The 21,951-nt window shown below is 60.2% G+C and carries 19 protein-coding genes; 4 read left to right on the forward strand and 15 right to left on the reverse strand.

From position 1 onward, the window contains the following. Positions 1–62: 62 nt before the first annotated feature. Positions 63–734: a COG3650 family protein gene (locus PSFL_RS05440; RefSeq protein WP_115127548.1), complete on the reverse strand. Its 672-nt coding sequence runs from the start codon at positions 732–734 to the stop codon at positions 63–65. Between the two features lie 170 nt (positions 735–904). Here PSFL_RS05440 and PSFL_RS05445 point away from each other — a divergent pair, with 170 nt between their 5' ends. Further along, positions 905–1,261, forward strand: coding sequence for a hypothetical protein (locus PSFL_RS05445; RefSeq protein WP_057439844.1), 357 nt, complete (start codon positions 905–907; stop codon positions 1,259–1,261). Here the strand turns inward: PSFL_RS05445 and PSFL_RS05450 are convergent, their stop codons facing one another. Continuing rightward, the gene (locus tag PSFL_RS05450) at positions 1,262–1,861 is read right to left on the reverse strand and encodes a short chain dehydrogenase (protein ID WP_057444376.1); all 600 of its coding nucleotides are present in this window, start codon (positions 1,859–1,861) and stop codon (positions 1,262–1,264) included. Positions 1,862–1,965: 104 nt separating this feature from the next. Here PSFL_RS05450 and PSFL_RS05455 point away from each other — a divergent pair, with 104 nt between their 5' ends. Beyond that, positions 1,966–2,874, forward strand: a complete 909-nt coding sequence (locus PSFL_RS05455; RefSeq protein WP_057439842.1) for a LysR family transcriptional regulator — start codon at positions 1,966–1,968, stop codon at positions 2,872–2,874. Here PSFL_RS05455 and PSFL_RS05460 read toward each other — a convergent pair. From PSFL_RS05460 to PSFL_RS05500, 9 genes are all read right to left on the reverse strand, one after another. Then, positions 2,871–3,356 (reverse strand): DoxX family protein, encoded by a 486-nt coding sequence (locus tag PSFL_RS05460; protein ID WP_057439839.1) that lies wholly within the window; start codon positions 3,354–3,356, stop codon positions 2,871–2,873. The genes PSFL_RS05455 and PSFL_RS05460 overlap by 4 nt on opposite strands. Continuing rightward, positions 3,353–4,117 (reverse strand): DUF2063 domain-containing protein, encoded by a 765-nt coding sequence (locus tag PSFL_RS05465; protein WP_397469787.1) that lies wholly within the window; start codon positions 4,115–4,117, stop codon positions 3,353–3,355. Before PSFL_RS05465 ends, PSFL_RS05460 begins: the two co-directional genes overlap by 4 nt. Further along, entirely contained in the window at positions 4,114–4,995 is an 882-nt protein-coding gene (locus tag PSFL_RS05470) for a DUF692 domain-containing protein (protein WP_397469788.1), read from the reverse strand. Before PSFL_RS05470 ends, PSFL_RS05465 begins: the two co-directional genes overlap by 4 nt. A 24-nt stretch (positions 4,996–5,019) precedes the next feature. Next, positions 5,020–5,322, reverse strand: a complete 303-nt coding sequence (locus tag PSFL_RS05475) for a DUF2282 domain-containing protein (protein ID WP_057439836.1) — start codon at positions 5,320–5,322, stop codon at positions 5,020–5,022. A 235-nt stretch (positions 5,323–5,557) separates the two neighbouring features. Further along, positions 5,558–6,259 carry an ABC transporter ATP-binding protein gene (locus PSFL_RS05480; protein WP_057439834.1) on the reverse strand — a complete coding sequence of 234 codons (702 nt, stop codon included), beginning with the start codon at positions 6,257–6,259 and terminating at the stop codon, positions 5,558–5,560. Further along, positions 6,260–7,027, reverse strand: coding sequence for a high-affinity branched-chain amino acid ABC transporter ATP-binding protein LivG (livG, locus tag PSFL_RS05485; RefSeq protein WP_038446527.1), 768 nt, complete (start codon positions 7,025–7,027; stop codon positions 6,260–6,262). It lies immediately after the preceding gene. Then, positions 7,024–8,277: a high-affinity branched-chain amino acid ABC transporter permease LivM gene (locus PSFL_RS05490; protein ID WP_397469789.1), complete on the reverse strand. Its 1,254-nt coding sequence runs from the start codon at positions 8,275–8,277 to the stop codon at positions 7,024–7,026. Before PSFL_RS05490 ends, livG begins: the two co-directional genes overlap by 4 nt. Beyond that, positions 8,274–9,197 (reverse strand): high-affinity branched-chain amino acid ABC transporter permease LivH, encoded by a 924-nt coding sequence (gene livH, locus PSFL_RS05495; protein ID WP_057439832.1) that lies wholly within the window; start codon positions 9,195–9,197, stop codon positions 8,274–8,276. Before livH ends, PSFL_RS05490 begins: the two co-directional genes overlap by 4 nt. 228 nt (positions 9,198–9,425) lie before the next feature. Next, positions 9,426–10,553, reverse strand: coding sequence for a branched-chain amino acid ABC transporter substrate-binding protein (locus PSFL_RS05500; protein WP_057958730.1), 1,128 nt, complete (start codon positions 10,551–10,553; stop codon positions 9,426–9,428). 340 nt (positions 10,554–10,893) lie between these two features. Here PSFL_RS05500 and PSFL_RS05505 point away from each other — a divergent pair, with 340 nt between their 5' ends. Then, positions 10,894–11,199 (forward strand): DUF2288 domain-containing protein, encoded by a 306-nt coding sequence (locus PSFL_RS05505; RefSeq protein ID WP_057958731.1) that lies wholly within the window; start codon positions 10,894–10,896, stop codon positions 11,197–11,199. A 305-nt stretch (positions 11,200–11,504) separates the two neighbouring features. Here PSFL_RS05505 and PSFL_RS05510 read toward each other — a convergent pair whose 3' ends face one another. The 3 genes from PSFL_RS05510 to PSFL_RS05520 all read right to left on the reverse strand — a co-directional run bounded on the left by PSFL_RS05510 (position 11,505) and on the right by PSFL_RS05520 (position 16,630). Continuing rightward, on the reverse strand, positions 11,505–13,685 hold the full coding sequence (locus PSFL_RS05510) for a hypothetical protein (RefSeq protein ID WP_057958732.1): 2,181 nt from the start codon (positions 13,683–13,685) through the stop codon (positions 11,505–11,507). Positions 13,686–13,874: 189 nt separating this feature from the next. Further along, the gene (locus tag PSFL_RS05515) at positions 13,875–16,118 is read right to left on the reverse strand and encodes a bifunctional diguanylate cyclase/phosphodiesterase (protein WP_115127553.1); all 2,244 of its coding nucleotides are present in this window, start codon (positions 16,116–16,118) and stop codon (positions 13,875–13,877) included. A gap of 143 nt (positions 16,119–16,261) precedes the next feature. Then, positions 16,262–16,630, reverse strand: coding sequence for a YkgJ family cysteine cluster protein (locus PSFL_RS05520; protein ID WP_057439824.1), 369 nt, complete (start codon positions 16,628–16,630; stop codon positions 16,262–16,264). 245 nt (positions 16,631–16,875) lie between these two features. Between PSFL_RS05520 and PSFL_RS05525 the strand changes: the two genes are divergently transcribed. After that, the gene (locus PSFL_RS05525) at positions 16,876–18,219 is read left to right on the forward strand and encodes an MFS transporter (protein ID WP_397469790.1); all 1,344 of its coding nucleotides are present in this window, start codon (positions 16,876–16,878) and stop codon (positions 18,217–18,219) included. Positions 18,220–18,889: 670 nt separating this feature from the next. On the opposite strand, the gene rapA is transcribed toward PSFL_RS05525, so the two are convergent. Continuing rightward, a complete protein-coding gene (gene rapA, locus PSFL_RS05530) occupies positions 18,890–21,736 on the reverse strand; it encodes an RNA polymerase-associated protein RapA (RefSeq protein ID WP_057439822.1) in 2,847 nt (948 codons plus the stop codon). Positions 21,737–21,951: the final 215 nt, after the last annotated feature.

Below are 21,951 nucleotides of genomic sequence, written 5' to 3' on the forward strand. Positions count from 1 at the left end.
AAACCGGCGATTATAAGCTCCAACGGCGGTTTCCCGTCATGCTAAAACAGCGCAGGGCCGAATCAGTCGTCTCGCGAGCCGCCAAACGCCGCGCAGCCACGCTGTACCTGGCCGTTGATCCGAAGTTCGGCGCTCATGTGCTGCAGGCTGCCGCTGACGCTGTCGATGCAGCGCTGGGGCGCGACCCACAGTTCGATCTTCTGGCCGTTGGCTTCGGTGGTAAGGTTGAAACGGCCATCGCCCAGTTGCTCTTCCACATAAGGTACCGGCAGCGGTGGCTGGCCCTCGCGCTGCAGGACCATGCCCTTGTTGGTGACATTCAGCGCCCACGCGGGTTTGTGGCCGTTGGCGCGCAGGATCATGCGCTTGAAGTCCGGGTCGTCACAGGCCGAGGTCGAGCGTTCGACGCGGTACAACTGCTGCAGCTCCACCTGGCCCTGGGTGCCGCTGGCGACCCCGGAGAACTTGCCGCGCAAGTCGGCAAACAAGGCCCCTTGCTGGCCGGCCAGGGACGCCGCTTCCTGGAGGATGCTGGTGCCGCCGGTATCGTTGACCACGTAGTTGCGCTGGTCATGGCAGGGCTGGAACAGCAGTTTATCGCCGATGGCGGTCAACTCGCCCTGCATGCGGGTCAGGCCCGCCGTGGACGGCTTGGCCGGGTCGCGCTCAAACACCTGGCAGGCGGTGAACAGGGGCAGTAGGGCAAACAGAGCAAGGATACGGGCGGCACGCATTATCGGGTCTCCTGACAAGTGCCGCCACGTTACGCAGGCTGGCGCTGCATCACAAGTCGGTGATGGGCGAATAGGTTGCAGCATTTTAACGGAGCCTGAAATTAAGCCTTTTCCCGTGGATGTTACGGAAGCCTTATGCCAAGTTTAAGTTTTTCGAAAGGCGCATTCATATGAACATTCGATGGGCCCTTTTCGCCCTGGCCTGCGTGGCACCCCTGGCCTGGGCCGAGGTGCCGGCCAAGCTGTTCTATACCTCACAGACCGACTTCACCGATATCACCTTGACCCTGAAAAAAGCCCAAGCCCTCCACCCCGAGTTTATCGAGGTTGATGTGACGCTGACACCGCAGGCCCAGGAGCGCACGAAGGCGCTGTCCCAGGCGGCCATGCATAAACAGATGGCCCTGTACCTCAATGGCCGGCAGCTCAATACGGCGACGGTCCAGGGTGTGCTCGACGGTCCGAGCCTGAGGTTCTCCATCCCCCGCGATCAGTTGTTGGAGATGATGCCGTCGCTGATCAAGTGATCAGCCGACGATGTAAGTCTGCCCGGTCTGTAAGCCTTCCACACTCTTGGCGTAGGCCAAAGCTACATCTGCCGCAGGCACCGGCTTGAAGCCCCGGAAATAAGGCGCATAGCTACCCATGGCCTCCAGCAGTACGTTGGGGCTGACCGAGTTGATCCGCAGGCCCCGTGGCAGTTCAATTGCCGCCGCTTTGACGAAAGCATCAATGGCGCCATTGACCAGCGCCGCCGAGGTGCCGGTGCGGATCGGGTCGCGGTTGAGGATGCCGCTGGTGAAGGTGAAGGACGCACCGTCGTTGGCAAATTCGCGGCCGATCAGCAGCAGGTTGACCTGGCCCATCAGTTTGTCTTGCAGGCCGAGGTCGAAGTGGCTGGCGTCCATTTCGCCCAGGGGCACAAAGTTGACGCTGCCGGCGGCGCACACCAGGGCGTCGAACTTGCCGGTTTGTGCAAACAGTCGGCGGATCGAAGCGCTGTCGCTGATATCGACGTGAAAGTCGCCGCTCGTGCGACCAATGCTGATCACTTCATGGCGCTGGGACAGTTCGGCCTTGACCGCTGAGCCCACCGTGCCGCTGGCGCCAATCAACAGGATTTTCATGTGTCGTTCCTCTAGAGGTTCAGGTGAGCCTTGAGTCTAGAGTGGTTTTTTCTGCGGATAAGCGCACTAATAGGCAACCTTTGGTTTTCAAATGGAAACAATCCATGAGCGAGATGGATGATCTGGCGGCGTTTGCGGTGTTGATCGAAGCCGGCAGTTTTACCCTGGCCGCCCAGCAACTGGGGTGCAGCAAGGGCCAGTTGTCCAAGCGCATCAGCCAGTTGGAGGCGCAGTTTTCGGTGGTGTTGCTGCATCGCACCACCCGCCGTTTAAGCCTCACTGCCGCCGGCGCGGCGCTGTTACCCCAGGCCCAGGCATTGGTAATCCAGGTCGACCGCGCGCGTCAGGCATTGGCGCGGCTCAAGGACGATGTGGCAGGGCCGGTGCGTATGACCGTTCCGGTTTCCCTGGGTGAAACCTTCTTCGATGGTCTGTTGCTGGAGTTTTCCCGGCAGTACCCGCAAGTACAGATCGAGCTGGATCTGAACAACAATTATCGTGACCTGGCGCGGGACGGTTTTGATCTGGCAGTACGCTCGGCGGTGGCCAACGATGAAAGGCTGGTCGCCAGGCCGCTGTTGGCCTGGCATGAAATGACCTGCGCCAGCCCGGCCTATCTGGAGCAACACGGGGAACCGCTGACACCGGCGGAGCTGGTCGGCCACCGTTGCTTGCTCAACAGCCACTACAGTGGTCGCGAAGAGTGGCTGTATCACCAGCAACACGAATTGCTGCGGGTCCGGGTGGATGGCACGTTTGCCTCCAACCACTACAACCTGCTGAAAAAGGCTGCGTTGGTGGGTGCCGGCATCGCACGGCTGCCCTCCTATCTGTTGCAGATGGAATTGGCTGACGGCCGGCTGCGTTGGCTCCTGCGTGATTATCAGACTCGTAGCCAGCCGATGTACCTGGTCCACCCCTATCAGGGCGGGTTGCCACGCCGTACCCAAGTACTGGCCGATTACCTGGTGGGCTGGTTCAAACGCAATGGCGAGGCACTGGACCGGCTTTAGCGCCAGCGCCGGGCAATCCAGTGATCTATGGACACCCGTCCTGGCCCCTTGGCCATCAACAGCAGCAGCAAGGCGATCCAGGTGCCGTGGGTCGGGTAGGCGTCGGGGTAGACAAACAACTGGATCACCAGGGTCATACCCAACAAGGCCAGGGCCGAAAAGCGCGTGGCCAGCCCCAGCAGAATCAGGACCGGGAAAAAATGCTCGGCGAACGTAGCCAGGTACGCCGCCACTTCTGCGGGCACAAACGGTACGTGGTATTCACTTTTAAACAACGGCACGGTGGAGTTGGCCAACTGCGGCACACCCAGTTCGAAGGTGCCGTCTATCAGGTCGACGGCAAAGCCCTGGACCTTGGTCTGGCCGGACTTCCAGAACACCGCCGCCATGGAAAAGCGTGCAATAAGGGCGATCAGGCTGTAGGGGATGTTCCCGAAGGTTTGGGTGGCGCGTGCAATCAGGCGCGTAGCGGCAGTGTTCATGGTTGTACCTTGATATGGGTGATGGCGCGGTGGTTGATCAGCAGTCCCAGGCAGTGGTGCAGGTCAAATTCGCTCGCTGCGTCGAGGGCGTACGCCACCGCCATTTCCAGGGGCCAATCGTTGGCCAGGCTGTTGATAAACGTCACGCAGCCGCTGTCGATGCCGAATACCTCGACTTCCAGGCCGTTGCGCAGGATCAACGCGCTTTGCTCCTGCCAGGGGTTGAGGCTGGCGACGGTGTCGGTGGTTTGATGCGCGGCCCATAACGCCACCACGGCATAGTTCGACTGCAGGGTGCTGACGCTGGGGTGCAGGTGCAGGCGTACGTTGCCCAGGCTGGGCAACTGTTGCAGTTGGTCGATGACGGCCTGGGGCTCGGCGACGGGTGTGTCGGCGGCGTGATAGGCGTTGATCCGCAAGTGCTCCAGTCGCGCGACGTCCGCCAGGTAAGGCACGCTGGCGGCGGGGGCGAAGCCCTGGATAAAGGCGGCGAGGTCGCTGCCGTACTCGTTGAGCAGCGGGCTGGTGGGTGGATAGGCCTGGACATACAACCCGGCCATGGCGCGGAAAAACCCATCGCCCACCAGTTGCCGGGTTACTGGGTAACTGTCGGCCAGGGCGCTGATTAACGAATTGTGGACGTTGTTGCGATACACCGCAAAACGGCTGGCGGGATCGGCGCCGTTGTGGCTGAACAAACCCTCCGGGCATGGCTGGCCCGGCGCCAACAGGGCCTTTGCAAACTGTTCGAGCACATTCATGGGCGCACCGCCGCAGCCAGCAAGTAGCGCTCGGCTTGCCGGGCTTCGGCGTGCAATACGCTGAAGGCCGGTACATCGTTGTCGCGCTCGATCAGCGTCGCAACCGGCCCGGTACGTTGCAAGGCCTGCTGATACAACTGCCAGACGGCGTTGTCGATGGGCGCGCCGTGATCATCAATCAGCAGGCGATCACCAAGGCTGTCGCTGTCTTCGGCAAAGCCTGCCAGATGAATCTCGCCCACCGCGTGCAAAGGCAACGCATCGAGGTAGGCCAACGGATCCTGCTGATGATTGATGCAGGACACATACACATTGTTTACGTCCAGCAACAAGCCGCAGTCGGTGCGCCGGATGACCTCGCGGATAAAGTCGGTTTCATCCAGGGTGGAGCGTTGGAACTGCAGGTAGGTCGACGGATTCTCCAGCAACATAGGCCGCTTGAGGGTGGTTTGTACCTGGTCCACGTGTTCGCACACTCGCATGAGAGTTGCGTCGTCATAGGCCAGGGGCAGCAGATCGTTGAGAAACACCGGGCCGTGGCTGGACCAGGCCAGGTGTTCGGAAAAGGATTGGGGTTGATAGCGCTCGATCAGTACCGCCAGGCGCGCCAGGTGGGCCTGGCTCAGCGGGCCTTCGCCGCCGATGGACAGGCCGACGCCATGCAGCGACAGCGGATACTGCTCGCGGATCAAGCCCAGGTAGTGATGAAAAGGCCCGCCGGCCACCATGTAGTTTTCGGCGTGGACTTCAAAAAAACCAATATCGGGCAGGGTGGCGAGCACTGTATGCCAGTGTTCGCTCTTGAGCCCCAGCCCGGCCCGGCACGCAAGGCCGGGTGCCTGAGCCTGGGCGACATCAGGCAGGGATGAAAGCGTCATCGTCAGTACTCAGGCAGGGGTGATTCAGGACTTGGCCTTGAAGGCTTCCAGTTGGCCAAAACCTGTCGGCGAGGTTTGGCTTTCCATCTTCACGCAGGTGCCTTCAGGGACCAGGTTCCAGGCGTTGGCCTGGTAGTCGGTTTTCGAGGTGCCCGCACAGGTAGTGCCGGGGCCTGCGGCGCAGTCATTCTTGCCTTTGAGGGCGACGCCGAAGCATTTTTCCATCTTCGCGTCGTCGGCATGGGCGACAGTGGTCAGGGTGCTCAGGCTCAAGGCCGACCCCAGGGCGAGGACGAGGGTGGCGGCGGACAGCGAACGGGTGGTCATGGTGTTTCTCCAGCAGTGAGGTGGGTAAGCAAGCGTTTGTGCTTGCATACCCCACTAGAGAAAGGGGGGAGGGGATCGTTACAGGTGGTTCGAAGAAAAGTTAAAACAATGCAAATTCTACGGTTCACACAAAGCAAATGTGGGAGCGGGTTTGCTCGCGATAGAGGTGTGTCAGCCAAACCATCCGGCACCGACACACCGCCTTCGCGGGCAAGCCCGCTCCCACATTCAGACCCTAGCCGCCGAGGTAAGCCTCGCGCACTTTCGGGTCGGTCAGCAGTTGTTCGCCGCTGCCCTGCATCACTACCCGGCCGTTTTCCAACACATAGGCGCGGTCGGCAATTTTCAGTGCCTGGTTGGCGTTCTGTTCCACCAGGAACACCGTCACACCGTCCTTGCGCAGTTGCTCGATGATGTCGAAGATCTGCTGGATGATGATCGGGGCCAGGCCCAGGGACGGCTCATCCAACAGCAGCAGCTTGGGCTTGCTCATCAGCGCACGGCCGATGGCAAGCATTTGCTGTTCGCCACCGGACATGGTGCCGCCGCGCTGGCTGAAGCGCTCCTTGAGCCGAGGGAACAGGTGCAGCACCTTGTCCATCTGCTCCTGGTAGTCGCCCTTGTCGGTAAAGAACCCGCCCATGGCCAGGTTCTCTTCCACGGTCAGGCGGGCAAACACCCGACGGCCTTCCGGGACCACGGCAATGCTCTTGCGCATGATCGCCGCAGAGTGCTGGCCCACCAGTTCCTCACCCATATAGCGGATGCTGCCGCTGTGCGCCTGGGGCGAGCCGCACAAGGTCATCAGCAAGGTGGATTTGCCGGCACCGTTGGCACCGATCAGGGTGACGATCTCGCCCTGGCGCACTTCCACGTTGACCTCGTGCAGGGCCTGGATCTTGCCGTAGAAAGTGGAAACGTTTTCGAATTGCAGCATTTACGCTTCCCCCAAATAGGCTTTGATCACTTCCGGGTTGTCGCGGATCTGCTCCGGCGTCCCGTTGGCCAATGGCGTGCCCTGGTTGATCACGACGATATGGTCGGAAATGCTCATGACCAGTTTCATGTCGTGTTCGATCAGCAGCACGGTGGCGTTGTTTTCTTCACGCAGCACACCGATCAACGCCTTGAGGTCTTCGGTTTCCTTGGGGTTGAGGCCGGCAGCCGGTTCGTCGAGCATCAGGATCCGCGGGCGGGTCATCATGCAGCGGGCGATTTCCAGGCGCCGTTGCTGACCGTAGGCCAGGGTGCCGGCCGGGCGGTTGGCAAACTCGGTCAGGTTGACCTTGTCCAGCCAGTACGCGGCGTACTCCATGGCCTCGCGCTCGCTCTTGCGGAACGCCGGGGTCTTGAACAGGCCCGCGAAGAAATTGGTGTTCAGGTGCCGGTGTTGGGCGATCAGCAGATTTTCCACGGCGGTCATGTCCTTGAACAACCGCACGTTCTGGAAGGTCCGCACCACGCCCTTGCGGGCGATCTCGTGACCGGCCAGGCCCTGGATCGGCTGGCCGTCCAGCAGGATGCTGCCACCGGCCGGTTTGTAGAAACCGGTCAGGCAGTTGAACACCGTGGTCTTGCCGGCGCCGTTGGGGCCGATCAACGCGACCACTTGTTTCTCTTTGACGGTCAGGGCGACGCCATTGACCGCCAGCAAGCCGCCGAAGCGCATGCTCAGGTTTTCGACTTTCAGGATCTCGCGGCTCATTTGCGCAGCTCCATATGTGGACGTTGCATGGGCAGCAGGCCTTGAGGGCGCCAGATCATCATCAGCACCATCATGGCGCCGAACATCAACATGCGGTACTCACTGAATTCACGCATCAGTTCCGGCAGCAGGATCATCACGATGGCCGCAAGGATCACGCCCAACTGCGAGCCCATGCCACCCAACACCACGATGGCGAGGATGATTGCCGACTCGATGAAGGTGAACGATTCCGGTGTCACCAGACCTTGGCGAGCGGCAAAGAAGCTACCGGCAAAACCGGCGAACGCGGCACCCAGGGTGAAGGCCGAGAGCTTGATGATGGTCGGGTTCAGGCCCAGCGCGCGGCAGGCGATTTCGTCTTCACGCAGCGCTTCCCAGGCACGCCCGATCGGCATGCGCAGCAGGCGGTTGATCACGAACAGCGCGGCCAGGGCCAGCAACAGGGCGACCAGGTACAGGAACACCACCTTGCTCACGGGGTTGTAGGCAATCCCGAAGTACTCGTGGAAGGTCTGCATGCCTTCGGCAGCGGAGCGATCAAACGACAAGCCGAAGAACGTTGGCTTGGGAATGCTGCTGATGCCGTTGGGACCGCCGGTGATATCGGTGAGGTTACGCAGGAACAGGCGGATGATCTCACCAAAGCCCAGGGTCACGATGGCCAGGTAGTCACCGCGCAGGCGCAACACCGGGAAGCCCAGCAGGAAGCCGAAGGTGGCCGCCGCCATGCCGGCCAGTGGCAGGCAGATCCAGAAGCTCCAGCCCAGGTAGTGCGAGAGCAGCGCGTAGGTGTAGGCACCCACGGCGTAGAAGCCCACATAACCCAGGTCGAGCAGGCCGGCGAGGCCCACCACGATGTTCAGGCCCAGGCCCAGCAGCACGTAGATCAGGATCAGGGTGGCGATATCCACCGCACCACGGGAGCCGAAGAATGGCCAGATCAACGCGGCCACGATCAGGCCGATGATGATGTAGCGCTGGGTGCGCGGCAGGGTCAGGAACTGGCTGACCTTGGGCGAGACCAGCGGGCCACGTTTGGACTTGAGCAGCGCACCGACCTGCTGAGTGAACAGCACCCGCAGGAACATCAGCACCGAGCACAGGGCAATGATGGTCAGGGTGACTGGCCCGGTGCCGTGTACTTCAAGGTTGATCCCGACAATGCTCAGCTTGAGCCCGAGTACCGGAAAGGCCACGGCCCATACCAGCAAGGCGCTGAAAAACGCCGATTTAAGATATCTGCTCATACTTTCTCAACCTCCGGACGGCCCAGGATGCCGGTCGGCCGGAATAACAGCACCAGAACCAATAGACCGAATGCCACCACGTCCTTGTACTGGTCGCCGAAGATATCGGCACCAAAGGCTTCGGCCACACCCAGCACCAGCCCGCCGAGCATCGCGCCCGGAATACTGCCGATGCCGCCGAGGACCGCCGCAGTGAAGGCTTTGAGCCCCACCAGGAAGCCGGCGTTGGGGTTGATCACGCCATACTGCATGCTCAGCAACACGGCAGCGACGGCGGCCAGTGCGGCGCCGATGACGAAGGTCAGGGCAATGATGTTGTTGGTGTTGATACCCAGCAGGTTGGCCATCTTGATGTCTTCGGCGCAGGCCCGGCAGGCGCGCCCCAGACGGGAGCGGGAGATGAACAGGGTCAGGCCCAGCATGGCCACCAGGGTGACGACGAAGACCAGGACCTGCATGTAGGAAATCAGCACTTCTTCTGCACCACCTGGACCGAAGGAAAAGCTCCCCGGGATCAGGTTGGGAATGGACTTGTCCTTGGAGTCCTGGGACAGCAATACGGTGTTCTGCAGGAAAATCGACATGCCGATGGCGGAAATCAACGGGATCAGGCGGTTGCTGCCACGCAAGGGGCGGTATGCAACACGTTCGATACTGTAGCCGTAGGCACTGGTTACGACGATTGACGCAAGGAACGCGGCAGTCATTAACAGCGGCAGGGAGTGGATACCCATCATGGCCAGCCCGGCAATGGCAATGAACGCCACGTAGGAGCCAATCATGTACACCTCGCCGTGGGCGAAGTTGATCATTCCAATGATGCCGTAAACCATTGTGTAGCCAATGGCTATCAAGGCATAGGTGCTGCCAATGGTCAGGCCATTAACCAGCTGTTGGAAAAAATGATAGATCTCAGGCATTACAGCGCTCCTAAAAACCCGATACGCATTTCACTGGTGGAGTCATCTTCCTGCTCGGTGCTGTGTTCTGTGAGCACATTTGCACAAAGCATTTGCCAGCGAACCGCTGGTGACGGTTTTAAGATTTTCAGGTGAACCAGCGCCCGGATCGCGGGTGCGTGGCCCATAAACCTCGTAAAACAAAACCCACTGCTTGCACAGTGGGCTTGTTGTCCAGTAACGCCTGGCTTACTGAGGGGAAACTTCGGTTTTTGGTTGACCGAAGTGCCATTCGTAGACCACGAACTTGAAGTCTTTCAGGTCGCCGTTCTTATCGAAGCTCAGGTCGCCGGTCGGGGTCTTGAAGGTACCCGCGTGGATGGCCTCGGCCACTTTGGTGGTGTCTTCGCTTTTGGCAGCTGCGATGCCGCCCGCGATGATTTCAACCGCCGAGTAGGCTGGGAACACGAACGGACCGCTTGGGTCTTTGCCGTCAGCCTTGAGTGCGTCGACGATGGCCTTGTTCGCAGGGTCGGCGTCGAAGGATTTCGGCAGGGTGACCAGCAGGCCTTCGGAGGCTTTCTGGGCGATTTGCGAGATGGAGTCGTTGCCCACGCCTTCCGGGCCCATGAACTTGGCTTTCAGGCCTTTTTCCTGGGATTGGCGCAGGATCAGACCCAGTTCTGGGTGGTAGCCGCCGTAGTAGACGAAGTCGACGTTGGCTTGCTTGAGCTTCTGGATAATCGAGGAGAAGTCCTTGTCACCGGCGTTCAGGCCTTCGAACACAGCAACCTTGGTGCCTTTGCTCTCGAGGGTCTGCTTAACGGCGGTGGCGATGCCTTCACCGTATTGTTGCTTGTCGTGCAGGACTGCAACGACCTTCGGCTTGACGTGGTCGGCGATGTAGTTGCCGGCCGCTGGGCCCTGGGCGCTGTCCAGGCCGATGGTACGGAAGATCAGCTTGTAGCCACGGGAGGTGATTTCCGGGCTGGTAGCCGCCGGAGTGATCATGATCACGCCTTCGTCTTCGTAGATGTCGGTTGCAGGTTGAGTGGAGCTGGAGCAGAGGTGGCCGACCACGAACTTGACGCCGTCGTTGACCACTTTGTTGGCGACGGCAACGGCTTGTTTAGGGTCGCAAGCGTCGTCGTATTCCTTGGCCTCAAGCATTTTGCCATCGACACCGCCCTTGGCGTTGATGTCCTTGATGGCTTGCTTGGCGCCCATGAACTGCATATCGCCGTATTGGGTCACAGGGCCGGTTTTAGGGCCGGCAATACCGATCTTGATGGTGTCAGCTGCGAACGAATGGCCGGCAACCCCAGCCAGGACCATAGCGGCAAACAGTTTGGAAATCTGCTTAGTAGCCTTATTCATAGTGCTCCACTCTTACTGTTGTATTTTTTATAGTTCTAGCGGCCTTGTGGGCTACAGAACCGGATCAGATATCTCGGATATCCCCCGGCAGCGGCCTGGCAACTGTACCGGTACAGTGTAGAGCGCCGGTTGATCGCTTGAAAAGCTGGCTGCTGGGGGCAAACGCCGGGTATGTCGCTTAAATGAAAGAAAAAGACAGAATAGCGGCGGGTGCTTGCCAGAGTCTCGGGCAATCCTTGGCGTTCCTGACACTTTCAATCGGTGCCTCAATTGCAACTGGGTTTTTCTGGGGAAGCCTCGACGGTATGATTGCGCCGATTTTTTCCTCAGGTGAGTTCCCATGACGCAAGAACCTAGCACCCTCTATGCCAAGCTGCTCGGCGAAACCGCGGAAATTTCCTGGAAGGAGCTCGAACCGTTCTTTGCCAAGGGTGCCCTATTGTGGGTCGACGCTGGCCTGGATTTGATCGAAGCGGCCGAGGGAATGGCCGAGGACAACCGTGACAAAGTGGCCGCCTGGCTGGCCTCCGGGAGCCTTGGCGAAGTGTCTGCGACGCGGGCATTGGACCTGGTGGAGCGTGATCCGAGCTTGTGGGCTGTGGTGGTTTCACCGTGGATTCTGATCCAGGAAAGGGCATCGAACTAAACGCGCGCACCAAAATAGTGCGAGTTGCGCGCCATTAAAAGTGTGTAGCGGAGTAACCGCTTTGCCCATGATGGCAACTGGCCGTGAAGAAAGGTCACAGGCGAGGGTGACGTAAACGTCAGGGGAACAGTTTTGCGGGGCGCGGATGGCCTGGGGAATTGTTTCTTGGTGTGGCAAGGTTAGGGATATTTGTTGCCGGTTAGACCGCTATCGCAGCCAAGCCAGCTCCCACATCCAGCCGCATTCCAAGAGTGGAACTCGGTCAACTGGGGGAGCGGGCTTGCTCGCGATGGGCGCGCCTCGGTCTAGGCGGTCTTGCCCGTATGGTTGTTCAGCGAGATCACCTTGGTCTTGCCAATCCGGTGACGATAAATCTCACGCAGGTACTTGATCGCCTTCTTCACGCAATCGCGCGACAGGCGAATGTCGTTGATCGAGACAAACTTCTCTTTGTCGTTGATCAGCTCGCGGTACTTCTTCTCATACATCGGCTTGATCGCGTACCAGTTGGTATCGAGGATCTTCGCCGGGTTCTCGAATTCGTTGAGTAACTCGTCGATACGGTCCTCGTCGAAGTCTTCATGGATGATGAAGTCCAGGATCGAGTTGTCCAGGGTCTCGTCGAAACGGTACGGGTTGCGTGCAAAGCAGCGCTTGATAAAGGCCACGATCAACGTCAGGAAGTCATCCGACAGGCAGGGGCTCTTGGCGATCAGGGTGGTCAACGACAGGTTGGCCGAAGCACCGATCACCAGGGCGTAGCGCTTGAGGGTGGTGTTGGGGAACAGGCTGTTGAGGTGGGTCTTGAGCCGGTTCAGGTCCATATAGGACAGTTTGTAGTCCTTGGGCAGGGAGACGATGGACACCACCGACGAGCAGTTCTTGAAGAAGTGCAGGTCATGCAGGGCCGCTGCGTCATAGCCGGAGTTCTTGTACTGCTCCAGGGATGCCTTGTAGCGCTTGGATTCGATCGGCAACAGGCTGATGCCTTCGATGGCCTGGGTGACTTTATTGAAGTGGGGCAGGTCGATGGAGCGGAAGAACAAATCGTCGATGTTCAGGCGCTGCGGCTCTTTTTCAAACACCTTGAACTTGTCGTTGCTCGGCGCCGGGGTTTCCGGGACTACCGACTCGGCGTAGGCAATTGCCACCGGCCCGGCCAGGCTCATGAACAGGTCGTTGGCGTCCAGGCGAATGGTTTCACCGATGTCGATGCCGGCGCGGCGGAAATAGTTCTGGTCATAGTCGGTCGTCACCGCCTGAGCCGTCAGGATGTTGAAGATCTGCTGTGAGATGTATTGGTTGGCGTGTTTTTCCATGGCATTGACGTCAATGTTCTGGATGTTGCCGTCGTCGCTTTCTTCGGCGTAACGCATGATGTCGTTGGAGATCAGCATCATCGCGTTCCACGGGCGGATACGGCCTTTGACACTGGCCTCGCTGCTGTCTTCATTGTCGAAGTTGTACGAGAAATCCCATTCCTCCGACAGGTACTTGCACAGCAGCCGACCGGCGTTGATATGCAGCGCCTCGGACATTTCGCTGCGGTGATCGGAGATGTTCGGCAGCACGCAGATCCCGCTGGTGAAAATCGGCTCGAACACAAAGGCATGGCCGCTCTTGCTGTCATGCTCGTCGGCAGGTTTGGTGTCGAAGGTCTTGTTCATGTACGAGTGTTGCTGGGCCAGGCCAAACTCCGAGGCCATGCCCGAGCCGGTGCCGCCGCCGGCGCTGAAGATCGAGAAGTACAGGCGCGACTGGTTGGCCTTGATCCCGCAGGAGTCGATCAGGTACGAATGGATCATCTTCCAGTCAGGGCTGGAAAAACGCTGGGTGTCTTTGTTGAGGATGATCTTGGCCAGGTACTGGCCGAGGATCGGTGCGTTACCGGCGCCACCGGCATGCACTTCCGACAGGTCCATGATTTTCATTTTGCTGTAGTCGCGCAAAAAGCCGCTTTTCTCGCCCTTGCGCGAGAAACGGATGCGTCCGGCGATGTCTTTGTCCAGGTCGCCGAGCATCACCAGCGGCTCGACCAGAAACACCGGCTTGCTGGCCTTGCTGGCGCCCAGGCGCAAGTTGTTACGGATCCACTGGGCTGGGCTGTAGCCCTTTTCAACGTAGGATTTGTCTTCGGTGCTGAACTCGTTCAGATAAAACTTGCGGGCGTTGTACACCAGTTCCGCCACATCCAGGGCGATGTTGGAACCACAGCGCCCCAGGCCGATCAGGCAGACCGAGGGAAACTCCTGCTCACTGTGCAGCTCGCTGTCACCGTCAAGGTGCGGCGGGCGCGGGAACACCATGTCGCGCAGGCCATCGAGGTTGTCGAGGATGCGGTCGGTGTTGGTTTCGGTGAAGTACAGGTATTGCTGGGTGCCCAGCGCACGTTGACTGGTCAATGACTTTGAACCTGAGGGTTTTTCCGCAGGCGCTGTCAGCAACACGTCGGATACCGCGGTAACAGGATTATTTTTAGAAGTCATTGTGCGCCATGTGCCTGGACGGATGGCCGGAAAACATCAAAGAGCCATCACCGAGTGAGAGTTCGCGACTTTACCCGATAGGGTTTAACCCTAGGTTTTCTAGGGAAAAGCTACGTTGGACTCTCATGAATCGGCCGTTCGTCGGCGTTCTTTAATCAAATACTGGCGATTTGCCCTGATGCTGGCGTTTCAGCGAATAGGGCGGACTACCGAAGAACCCGTCGATGAACCCTTGGCGCTGGTCGTGTCCTTGCTGCCCGCCAGGCCCGGCGGGTTGCGTTGGTCAAGTGCCTTGATCACGGCACTGATTTCACTGGCCGGCACCGCTGCACTGAGCAGGTAACCCTGCACGTAATCGCAGCCATGTTTGATCAACAGCTCCAGTTGCTGCTGGGTTTCCACGCCTTCGGTAATGACTTGCAGGTGCAGGGTGTGGGCCATGCCGATGATCGCCTGGACAATCTCCATATCGGTGGTGGACTTGGGAATGTCCTGGATAAAGGAGCGGTCGATCTTCAGCGTGTTAAGGGGCAGGCGTTTGAGGTAGGAGAGGGAGGAGTAGCCAGTGCCGAAGTCGTCGATGGACAGCGCCACACCCAGCGCGCGAATTTGCCGCAGCAGGATCAGGGTGCTGCTGATGTTGCCCATCAAGGCATTTTCGGTCACCTCCAGCTCCAGGCGGCTGGCGGCGATGCCACTGCTGCGCAAGGCGTATTCGATTTCATCTGCCAGTTCGTCACGGGCCAGGTTCAGGGCCGAACAATTCACGGCCATGACCAGCTCCGGGTGCCCCTGGTCCGTCAGCCAACCCAGGTCGGCACAGGCCTGGCGCAGCACCCAGTTGTCCAGCTCGGCGATCAGGCCGTTGTTTTCGGCGATGCCGATAAACCGTTCGGGCGCCAGTAGCCCATGTTGCGGGTGTTGCCAACGCACCAGGGCTTCGAGGCGGGTGACCTTGCCTTTGTGCAGGTCCAGAATCGGTTGGTAGTGCAGGACCAGTTCCTTTTGGTTGCGCAATGCACTGCGCAATTCCTCTTCCAACTGCAGTTCGAGAAAGGCTCGGGTTTTCAGGTTGGAGCTGAAGAAGTTCAAGCTGTTGCGCCCGCCATCCTTGGATTGATACAGCGCCAGGTCGGCGGTTTTCAGCAGTTCCTCGCAGGTGGTCCCGTCCTCGGGAAACACGCTGATACCGATGCTGGTGGTCATCACCATGCGCCGGCCAGCCAGCTCGATGGGCTCTTTCATTTTCTGCATGATGCGCTGGGCCATGTGCCGCGCTTCGTCGCGATGATGGATGTTGATCAGGATGCAGAATTCATCGCCGCCAAAGCGCGCCACTACATCATTGTGACTGCGTATCGAACTCTTGATATGGCCGGCCAGGACTGTCAGCAGCTCATCGCCGGCATCATGGCCGAGGCTGTCGTTGATCCGCTTGAAGTGGTCGATGTCGAGGAAGATCACCGCCAGCATGCCCTCGGCCTGGGCTTTCTGCGCGAGGTTTTCGGCGAAGATCTGGTTGAAGCCCCGGCGATTGAGCAGGCTGGTCAGGGCGTCGTAGTGGGCCACTTGCTGCAGGGATGCGCGCGCCTGGTCCAGTTCGGTCAGCAGGGCATTGACCCGACGCAGGTCGCGTTCCTTGTGCTGCAGTTTCTTGTCGGCGAGGGCCGCGCTGATGCTGCTGCCGATGACCAACAACGTGATGACGGCCACCGACAGGCCCAGTTGCGTCGGGTTGTTGTCGATGGGCAATGCCGGCACGGCCCCGGTGGGCAGCAGCAATTGCATGGCTGCCATACCGGTGAAGTGCATGCTGATAATGCCGGCGCCGAGCACCAGGCTGGCAGCGTACTTGAGCAGTTGGTGGAACATTCCACTGCCATTGCGCAGGTAGCGGGACAACAGCAAGGCGGCCAGGCTGGCGCCAATGGCAATGGCCACCGACAACCCGAACAGCCCGCTGGAAAAATACACCTGGGCCTCGGAGCGCATGGCGGCCATGCCCACGTAGTGCATCAGGGCGATGCCCAGGCCCATGCAGGTGGCCGCCGTCAGGTACTGATGAAAACGCATTCGGGCATGACTGAGGGTTTGCAGGGCGAACAACGAAGCGATCAACGCGATCGCCAATGAAGCCAGCGTCAGGAACCATTCGTAATGGATAGTGATGGGCGCCTGGAGCGCCAGCATGCTGATGAAGTGCGTCGACCAGATCCCGCCGGCCAGGCAACCGGCGCCGATCCAGCGCCAATGGCGTTTTGCCGTCAGGTTATCAACGTGGCCGACACGCTCGGCCATGTCCAGGGTGCCAAAACTCGCGGCGCAGGCAACCAGGTACGCCAGTAGCACCAGGAAGGGGTTATGGGTGCAATTAAGTAATAAATACCCGCTCTCGGGAAGCGGGGTAAAAAAATGCAGACCCAGCCATTCCATAGCACGTCCCGTTGCAGAGTCATCTCGTGTCACTGCGCGTGGCGATGACCTATGGAATCGAGTATAGAAGGCTCAGCGGAAGCGCAAGCTGTAATGGCATTTTGATTGCTTTGATTTTGGCATGCTCGCCATAGCCAATGGTGCTAAGCACTGATGGGCAGCTCGAACTCGTAAGGCGGTTGCTCCAGCGGCGCCAGGCCGAATGCGGCGCGGGCGGCGTCGCAATCGACGTTCACTTCACCCTGGCTCCACGAGGCCTCGAATTCCCGGCACACGCTGGAACGCTGCTCGTAGATCGAACAACGGGTGCCGCTGCCCACTTCGCCCTCCAGGCTGCAACAGCGTGCCGGTTTCTGGTCGGTGCCGATCATCGCCACCCGGCTGGGGTTGATCTGTACCACCAGTTCATCGGGCACGGTGCCGCCTGATGAGGCGCATTCGCCCCAAAAGAAAGACACGCGAAAGTGTGAACAGCAGGCACCGCAATTCAGACACGGACTGGCATCGGACATGGCACGTCATCAATAAGAGGTAAGGGGGAGCTGCGGAAGGCTCGCTATTCTATGCCTGCCAAGGCGCTTGGGAAGGGGGGCGCGTGCTTATTTTTTTAGCGGGAAAATCTGGCTGTCCTGGATGAAATTACGCCCTATCAGCTTTACGAATCATTACAGACAACCGCGCCGCGCCTGACTAGATTGCAGGTTCCGGGCAGGATGCGTCGGCATCGAGCCTCTATAACAATAAAAGAGACGGACCCATGCAGAACTCGACCCAAGCGGCGAATGCCTGGCGCATTCTGTTCCTGCTGTTCCTGGCCAACCTGTTCAACTTCTTTGATCGCACGATCCCGGCGATCATCATCGAGCCGATCCGCATGGAATGGCACCTCAGTGACTTCCAGCTCGGCATCATCGGCACTGCATTCACCATCGTCTATGCGATTGCCGGCTTGCCCCTGGGGCGCCTGGCCGATACCGGCTCGCGCAGCAAGCTGATGGGCTGGGGCCTGGCGAGTTGGAGCGCGCTGACGGCGGTCAACGGCATGGTTGGCAGCTTCTGGACCTTTCTGCTGGTGCGCATGGGTATCGGCATTGGTGAAGCCAGTTACGCGCCGGCCGCCAACTCGTTGATCGGCGACCTGTTCCCGGCTCACCGCCGCGCCCGGGCCATGGGGATTTTCATGCTGGGCCTGCCCCTGGGCCTGTTGCTGGCGTTCTTCACCATCGGTGCGATGGTCAAGGCGTTCGACAGCTGGCGTGCGCCGTTCTTTATTGCGGCCATCCCGGGGCTGATCCTTGCGGTGTTCATGTTCTACATCAAGGAGCCCAAGCGCGGCGCCGCCGAAACCGTGCAAGTCTCCCAAGAGAAAGTCGACCGGCCGATCCGTCGCGTGCTCGCGGTGCCGACCTTTCTGTGGCTGGTGCTGGCGGGGCTGTGCTTTAACTTTGCGACCTATGCCTGCAACTCGTTCCTGGTGCCGATGCTGCAACGTTACTTCCTCATGCCCCTGCAGGAAGCGGCCGTGGCGACCGGGGTGATTGTCGGCGTGACCGGTCTGTTCGGCCTGACCTTGGGCGGCCTGGTGGCGGACAAGATTCACCAGCGCATTGCCAACGGCCGCTTACTGTTTGCCGCTTTCAGTCTGATTATCTCCACCGTATGCACTGCCTGGGCCCTGCATGCGGGGCGCATCGAGATCGGGGTGTTTGTCGCGGTGTTCAGTGTGGGCTGGTTGTTTGCCTATAACTTCTACACCTGCGTGTACACGGCGATCCAGGATGTGGTGGAGCCGCGCCTGCGGGCCACGGCCATGGCGCTGTTTTTCGCCGGCCTGTATCTGCTGGGGGGTGGCATGGGACCGGTGGTGGTGGGCGCGCTGTCTGATCACTTTGCCCATGCGGCAATGTACGCGGCGGGTGCCGAGCAAATGACCGAGGCGTTCAAGGCGGTGGGGCTGCATGATGCCATGTACCTGATTCCGGTGGCGTTGTTCCTGACCATGCTGTTTCTGTTCCAGGCTTCGCGGTGTTTTGTGCGCGATGCCAAGCGGATGAAGGATGGATTGGGGAGGGTTGAGGTGCCGGCGGCGGCTACTGCTTGAAACCGAGGTGACGCCAGCGCAGCATAGGTATCTACATAACTCTTTTATCTGGTGTTTATTGGGTTTGTGTACATATCCGTTGCTGCGGTAACGGCGGCTATTGGTTCCGCCCTTACGGCGGGTCACTTTCGAAGAGCGCGAAAGTAACCAAAGCGCTTTTGCCCCACCACTCGGTGCCTCGCCTAGGCTCGGCATGCCCGCAGCCAGGCATTGCTCCGTGGGCCCGCCGCGATCGGCCATCCATGGCCGTGTCGCGGCTACCCCGGCATCCATGCCGGGGTGCCCACTGCGCAATACCTGCCTGCGGCCATCGTGGTTTAACGGGGCGCCTGAGATCAAGATCAAAAGCAGAGCAACAGCAAAGCAAGAGCGCGAAGCCGCATTCCCCTGTGGGAGCTGGCTTGCCTGCGATAACGGTGTCTCAGCCAATACATTTATCGACTGATACACCGCCTTCGCAGGCAAGCCAGCTCCCACAGGTATATGCGTACGCCTTGACGATCAGGTCGGCTCTAAGGCCGCCTCGCTTTGCTTGTGATCTTGATCTGAGGCGCCCCGTTAAACCACGCTGGCCGTCATCCGATATTGATTTGGGGGGTAAACCGGCAGGACACCCATAAAAAAGGCCCGCATTGCGCGGGCCTTTTTGTTCATCAGGGCAGGGCGCGGATCAACCGGCGACCAACACCCGAATCGCCTCCAACCGCAGCGCCGCCTTGTCGAGCATGGCCAGGCCTTGCTCGCGCTGTTGGCGCAGGGCAACCAGTTCGCTGTCGCGTACGGTCGGGTTGACGGCTTGCAGGGCGGTCAGGCGCGCCAGCTCTTCGTCGGTGTCTGCCGCCAGGCGACGTTGCGCCTCGGCCACACGTTCGGCGTGGCGCGGGGCGATTTTCTCTTCGCCGGCGTTGATCCGTGGCGTCAGCTGATCGCGCTGGGCCTGCACGAACTTGTTGGCGCTGGCCCGTGGCACGCTTTCCAACTGGTCGTTGAGGGTGGTGAAGGACACCCGGCCCGACAAGTCATTACCATTGGCATCCAGCAGGCAGCGCAGAGCCGCCGGGGGCAGGTAGCGACCCAGTTGCAGCGAACGCGGTGCCACCACTTCACTGACATAGAGCAGTTCCAGCAACACAGTGCCCGGCTTCAGCGCCTTGTTCTTGATCAGCGCCACTGCGGTGTTGCCCATGGAACCGGATAGCACCAGGTCCATGCCGCCCTGGACCATCGGGTGCTCCCAGGTAATGAACTGCATGTCTTCGCGAGACAGCGCCTGGTTGCGGTCGTAAGTGATGGTCACGCCTTCGTCGTCGCCGAGGGGGAAGCTGGCGTCGAGCATTTTTTCGCTGGGCTTGAGGATCAGCGCGTTTTCCGAATGGTCTTCGCTGTCGATGCCGAACGCGTCGAACAGGGTTTCCATGTAGATCGGCAGGGTGAACTGATCGTCTTGCTCCAGGATGTCCTCGACCAGCGCATCACCTTCGCCAGCGCCGCCGGAGTTGAGCTCCAGCAAACGGTCGCGGCCGGTGTGCAGCTCGGCTTCGAGGCGCTCGCGCTCGGTGCGGGCTTCGTCGATCAGGGCTTGCCATTCGCCGTCGTCGGCATTTTCCAGCAGCGGCAGCAGGCGCGGGCCGAACTGGTGCTGCAAGGCGTTGCCGGTCGGGCAGGTATTAAGGAAGGCATTCAAGGCTTCGTGGTACCACTGGAACAGCCGCTCTTGCGGGCTGGTTTCCAGGTACGGCACGTGCAGCTCGATCACATGCTTCTGGCCGATCCGGTCCAGACGCCCGATGCGCTGCTCCAGCAAGTCCGGGTGCGATGGCAGGTCGAACAGCACCAGATGGTGGGCGAACTGGAAGTTGCGGCCTTCACTGCCGATTTCCGAACAGATCAGCACCTGGGCGCCGAACTCTTCATCCGCGAAGTAGGCGGCGGCACGGTCCCGTTCGAGGATGTTCATGCCCTCGTGGAACACCGTGGCCGGGATGCCTGAACGCACGCGCAGGGCGTCTTCCAGGTCCATGGCGGTTTCGGCGTGGGCGCAGATCACCAGGACTTTGGTGCGCTTGAGCATTTTCAGCTGGTCGATCAGCCACTCGACGCGCGGGTCGAAGCGCCACCAGCGGTTTTCTTCTTCTATATCCGGTTGCGACTGGAAGCTGACTTCCGGGTACAGCTCGGCATGCTCGCCCAGCGGCAGTTCCAGGTACTCGTCCGGGCACGGCAGCGGGTAGGCGTGCAACTTGCGTTCGGGGAAGCCTTGTACGGCGGCGCGGGTGTTACGGAACAGCACGCGGCCGGTGCCGTGGCGGTCCAGCAGCTCACGCACCAGGCGCGCACTGGCTTCGGTGTCGCCATCGTTGACGGCAGCCAGCAGTGCTTCGCCTTCGTTGCCGAGGAAGCCCTGGATAGTCTTGTGCGCGGCCGGCGAGAGGCGACCCTTGTCCATCAGTTCCTGGACGGCTTCGGCGACCGGGCGGTAGTTCTCGCTCTCGGCGCGGAAGGCTTTGACGTCATGGAAACGGTTCGGGTCCAGCAGGCGCAGACGGGCGAAGTGGCTGTCCTGGCCCAGTTGTTCCGGGGTTGCGGTCAGCAGCAGCACGCCGGGAATGGTCTCGGCCAGTTGCTCGACCAGTTGGTATTCAGCGCTGGCCTTTTCTTCGTGCCAGACCAGGTGGTGGGCTTCGTCGACCACCATCAAGTCCCAGCCGGCGGCAAACAGTGCGTCCTGGGCTTTTTCGTCGTCCACCAGCCATTCCAGGGCCACCAGCGCGAGCTGGGTGTCTTCGAACGGGTTGCTGGCATCGCTTTCGATAAAACGTTCTTCGTCGAACAGCGCGACCTGCAGGTTGAAACGCCGGCGCATTTCCACCAGCCATTGGTGCTGGAGGTTTTCCGGGACCAGGATCAGCACGCGATTGGCGCGCCCGGACAGCAGTTGGCGATGGATCACCAGGCCGGCTTCGATGGTCTTGCCCAGGCCCACTTCGTCGGCCAGCAGCACCCGTGGCGCGATCCGGTCAGCCACTTCACGGGCAATGTGCAGTTGGTGCGCAATCGGCTGCGCACGCACGCCGCCCAGGCCCCAGAGCGAGGACTGCAACTGGCGGCTGGTGTGTTCCAGGGTGTGGTAGCGCAGGGAGAACCAGGCCAGCGGGTCGATCTGGCCGGCGAACAGACGGTCGCTGGCGAGGCGGAACTGGATGAAGTTCGACAGTTGGGTTTCCGGCAGGGTGACCTGCTCGTTCTGCCCATTGAGGCCGTGGTAGACCAGCAGGCCGTCGACATCGTCGACCTCGCGCACGGTCATCTTCCAGCCTTCGAAGTGGGTGATGGTGTCACCCGGCGAGAACCTCACGCGAGTGAGGGGCGCATTCCGTAGCGCATACTGGCGGGTGTCGCCAGTGGCCGGATAGAGCACGGTCAACAAGCGGCCGTCCTGTGCCAGAACGGTGCCTAACCCCAGCTCTGCTTCGCTGTCACTAATCCAGCGTTGCCCCGGTTGATACTGCTGCGCCATGCTGCCTGACTCCCGCCGTGAAAAAGCCGACTATTCTAACGGAACAAGGCCCCCAGCCAAAGGACTCTGACAAAAACTACTCCGCTTGCCGGAGTGAAAGAGGGCGATTCGACGGGTGGCAGGGCACTGGCGACTGACGACTGGGTCACAAGTTGGCAGCCCCAGGCTCAAGTTGCTGGTACAGCAGCCGACAGCCTGCTGACAGGAGACCAATA

This window comes from Pseudomonas sp. DD1 (assembly GCF_044510355.1).
Lineage (GTDB): Bacteria > Pseudomonadota > Gammaproteobacteria > Pseudomonadales > Pseudomonadaceae > Aquipseudomonas > Aquipseudomonas shahriarae.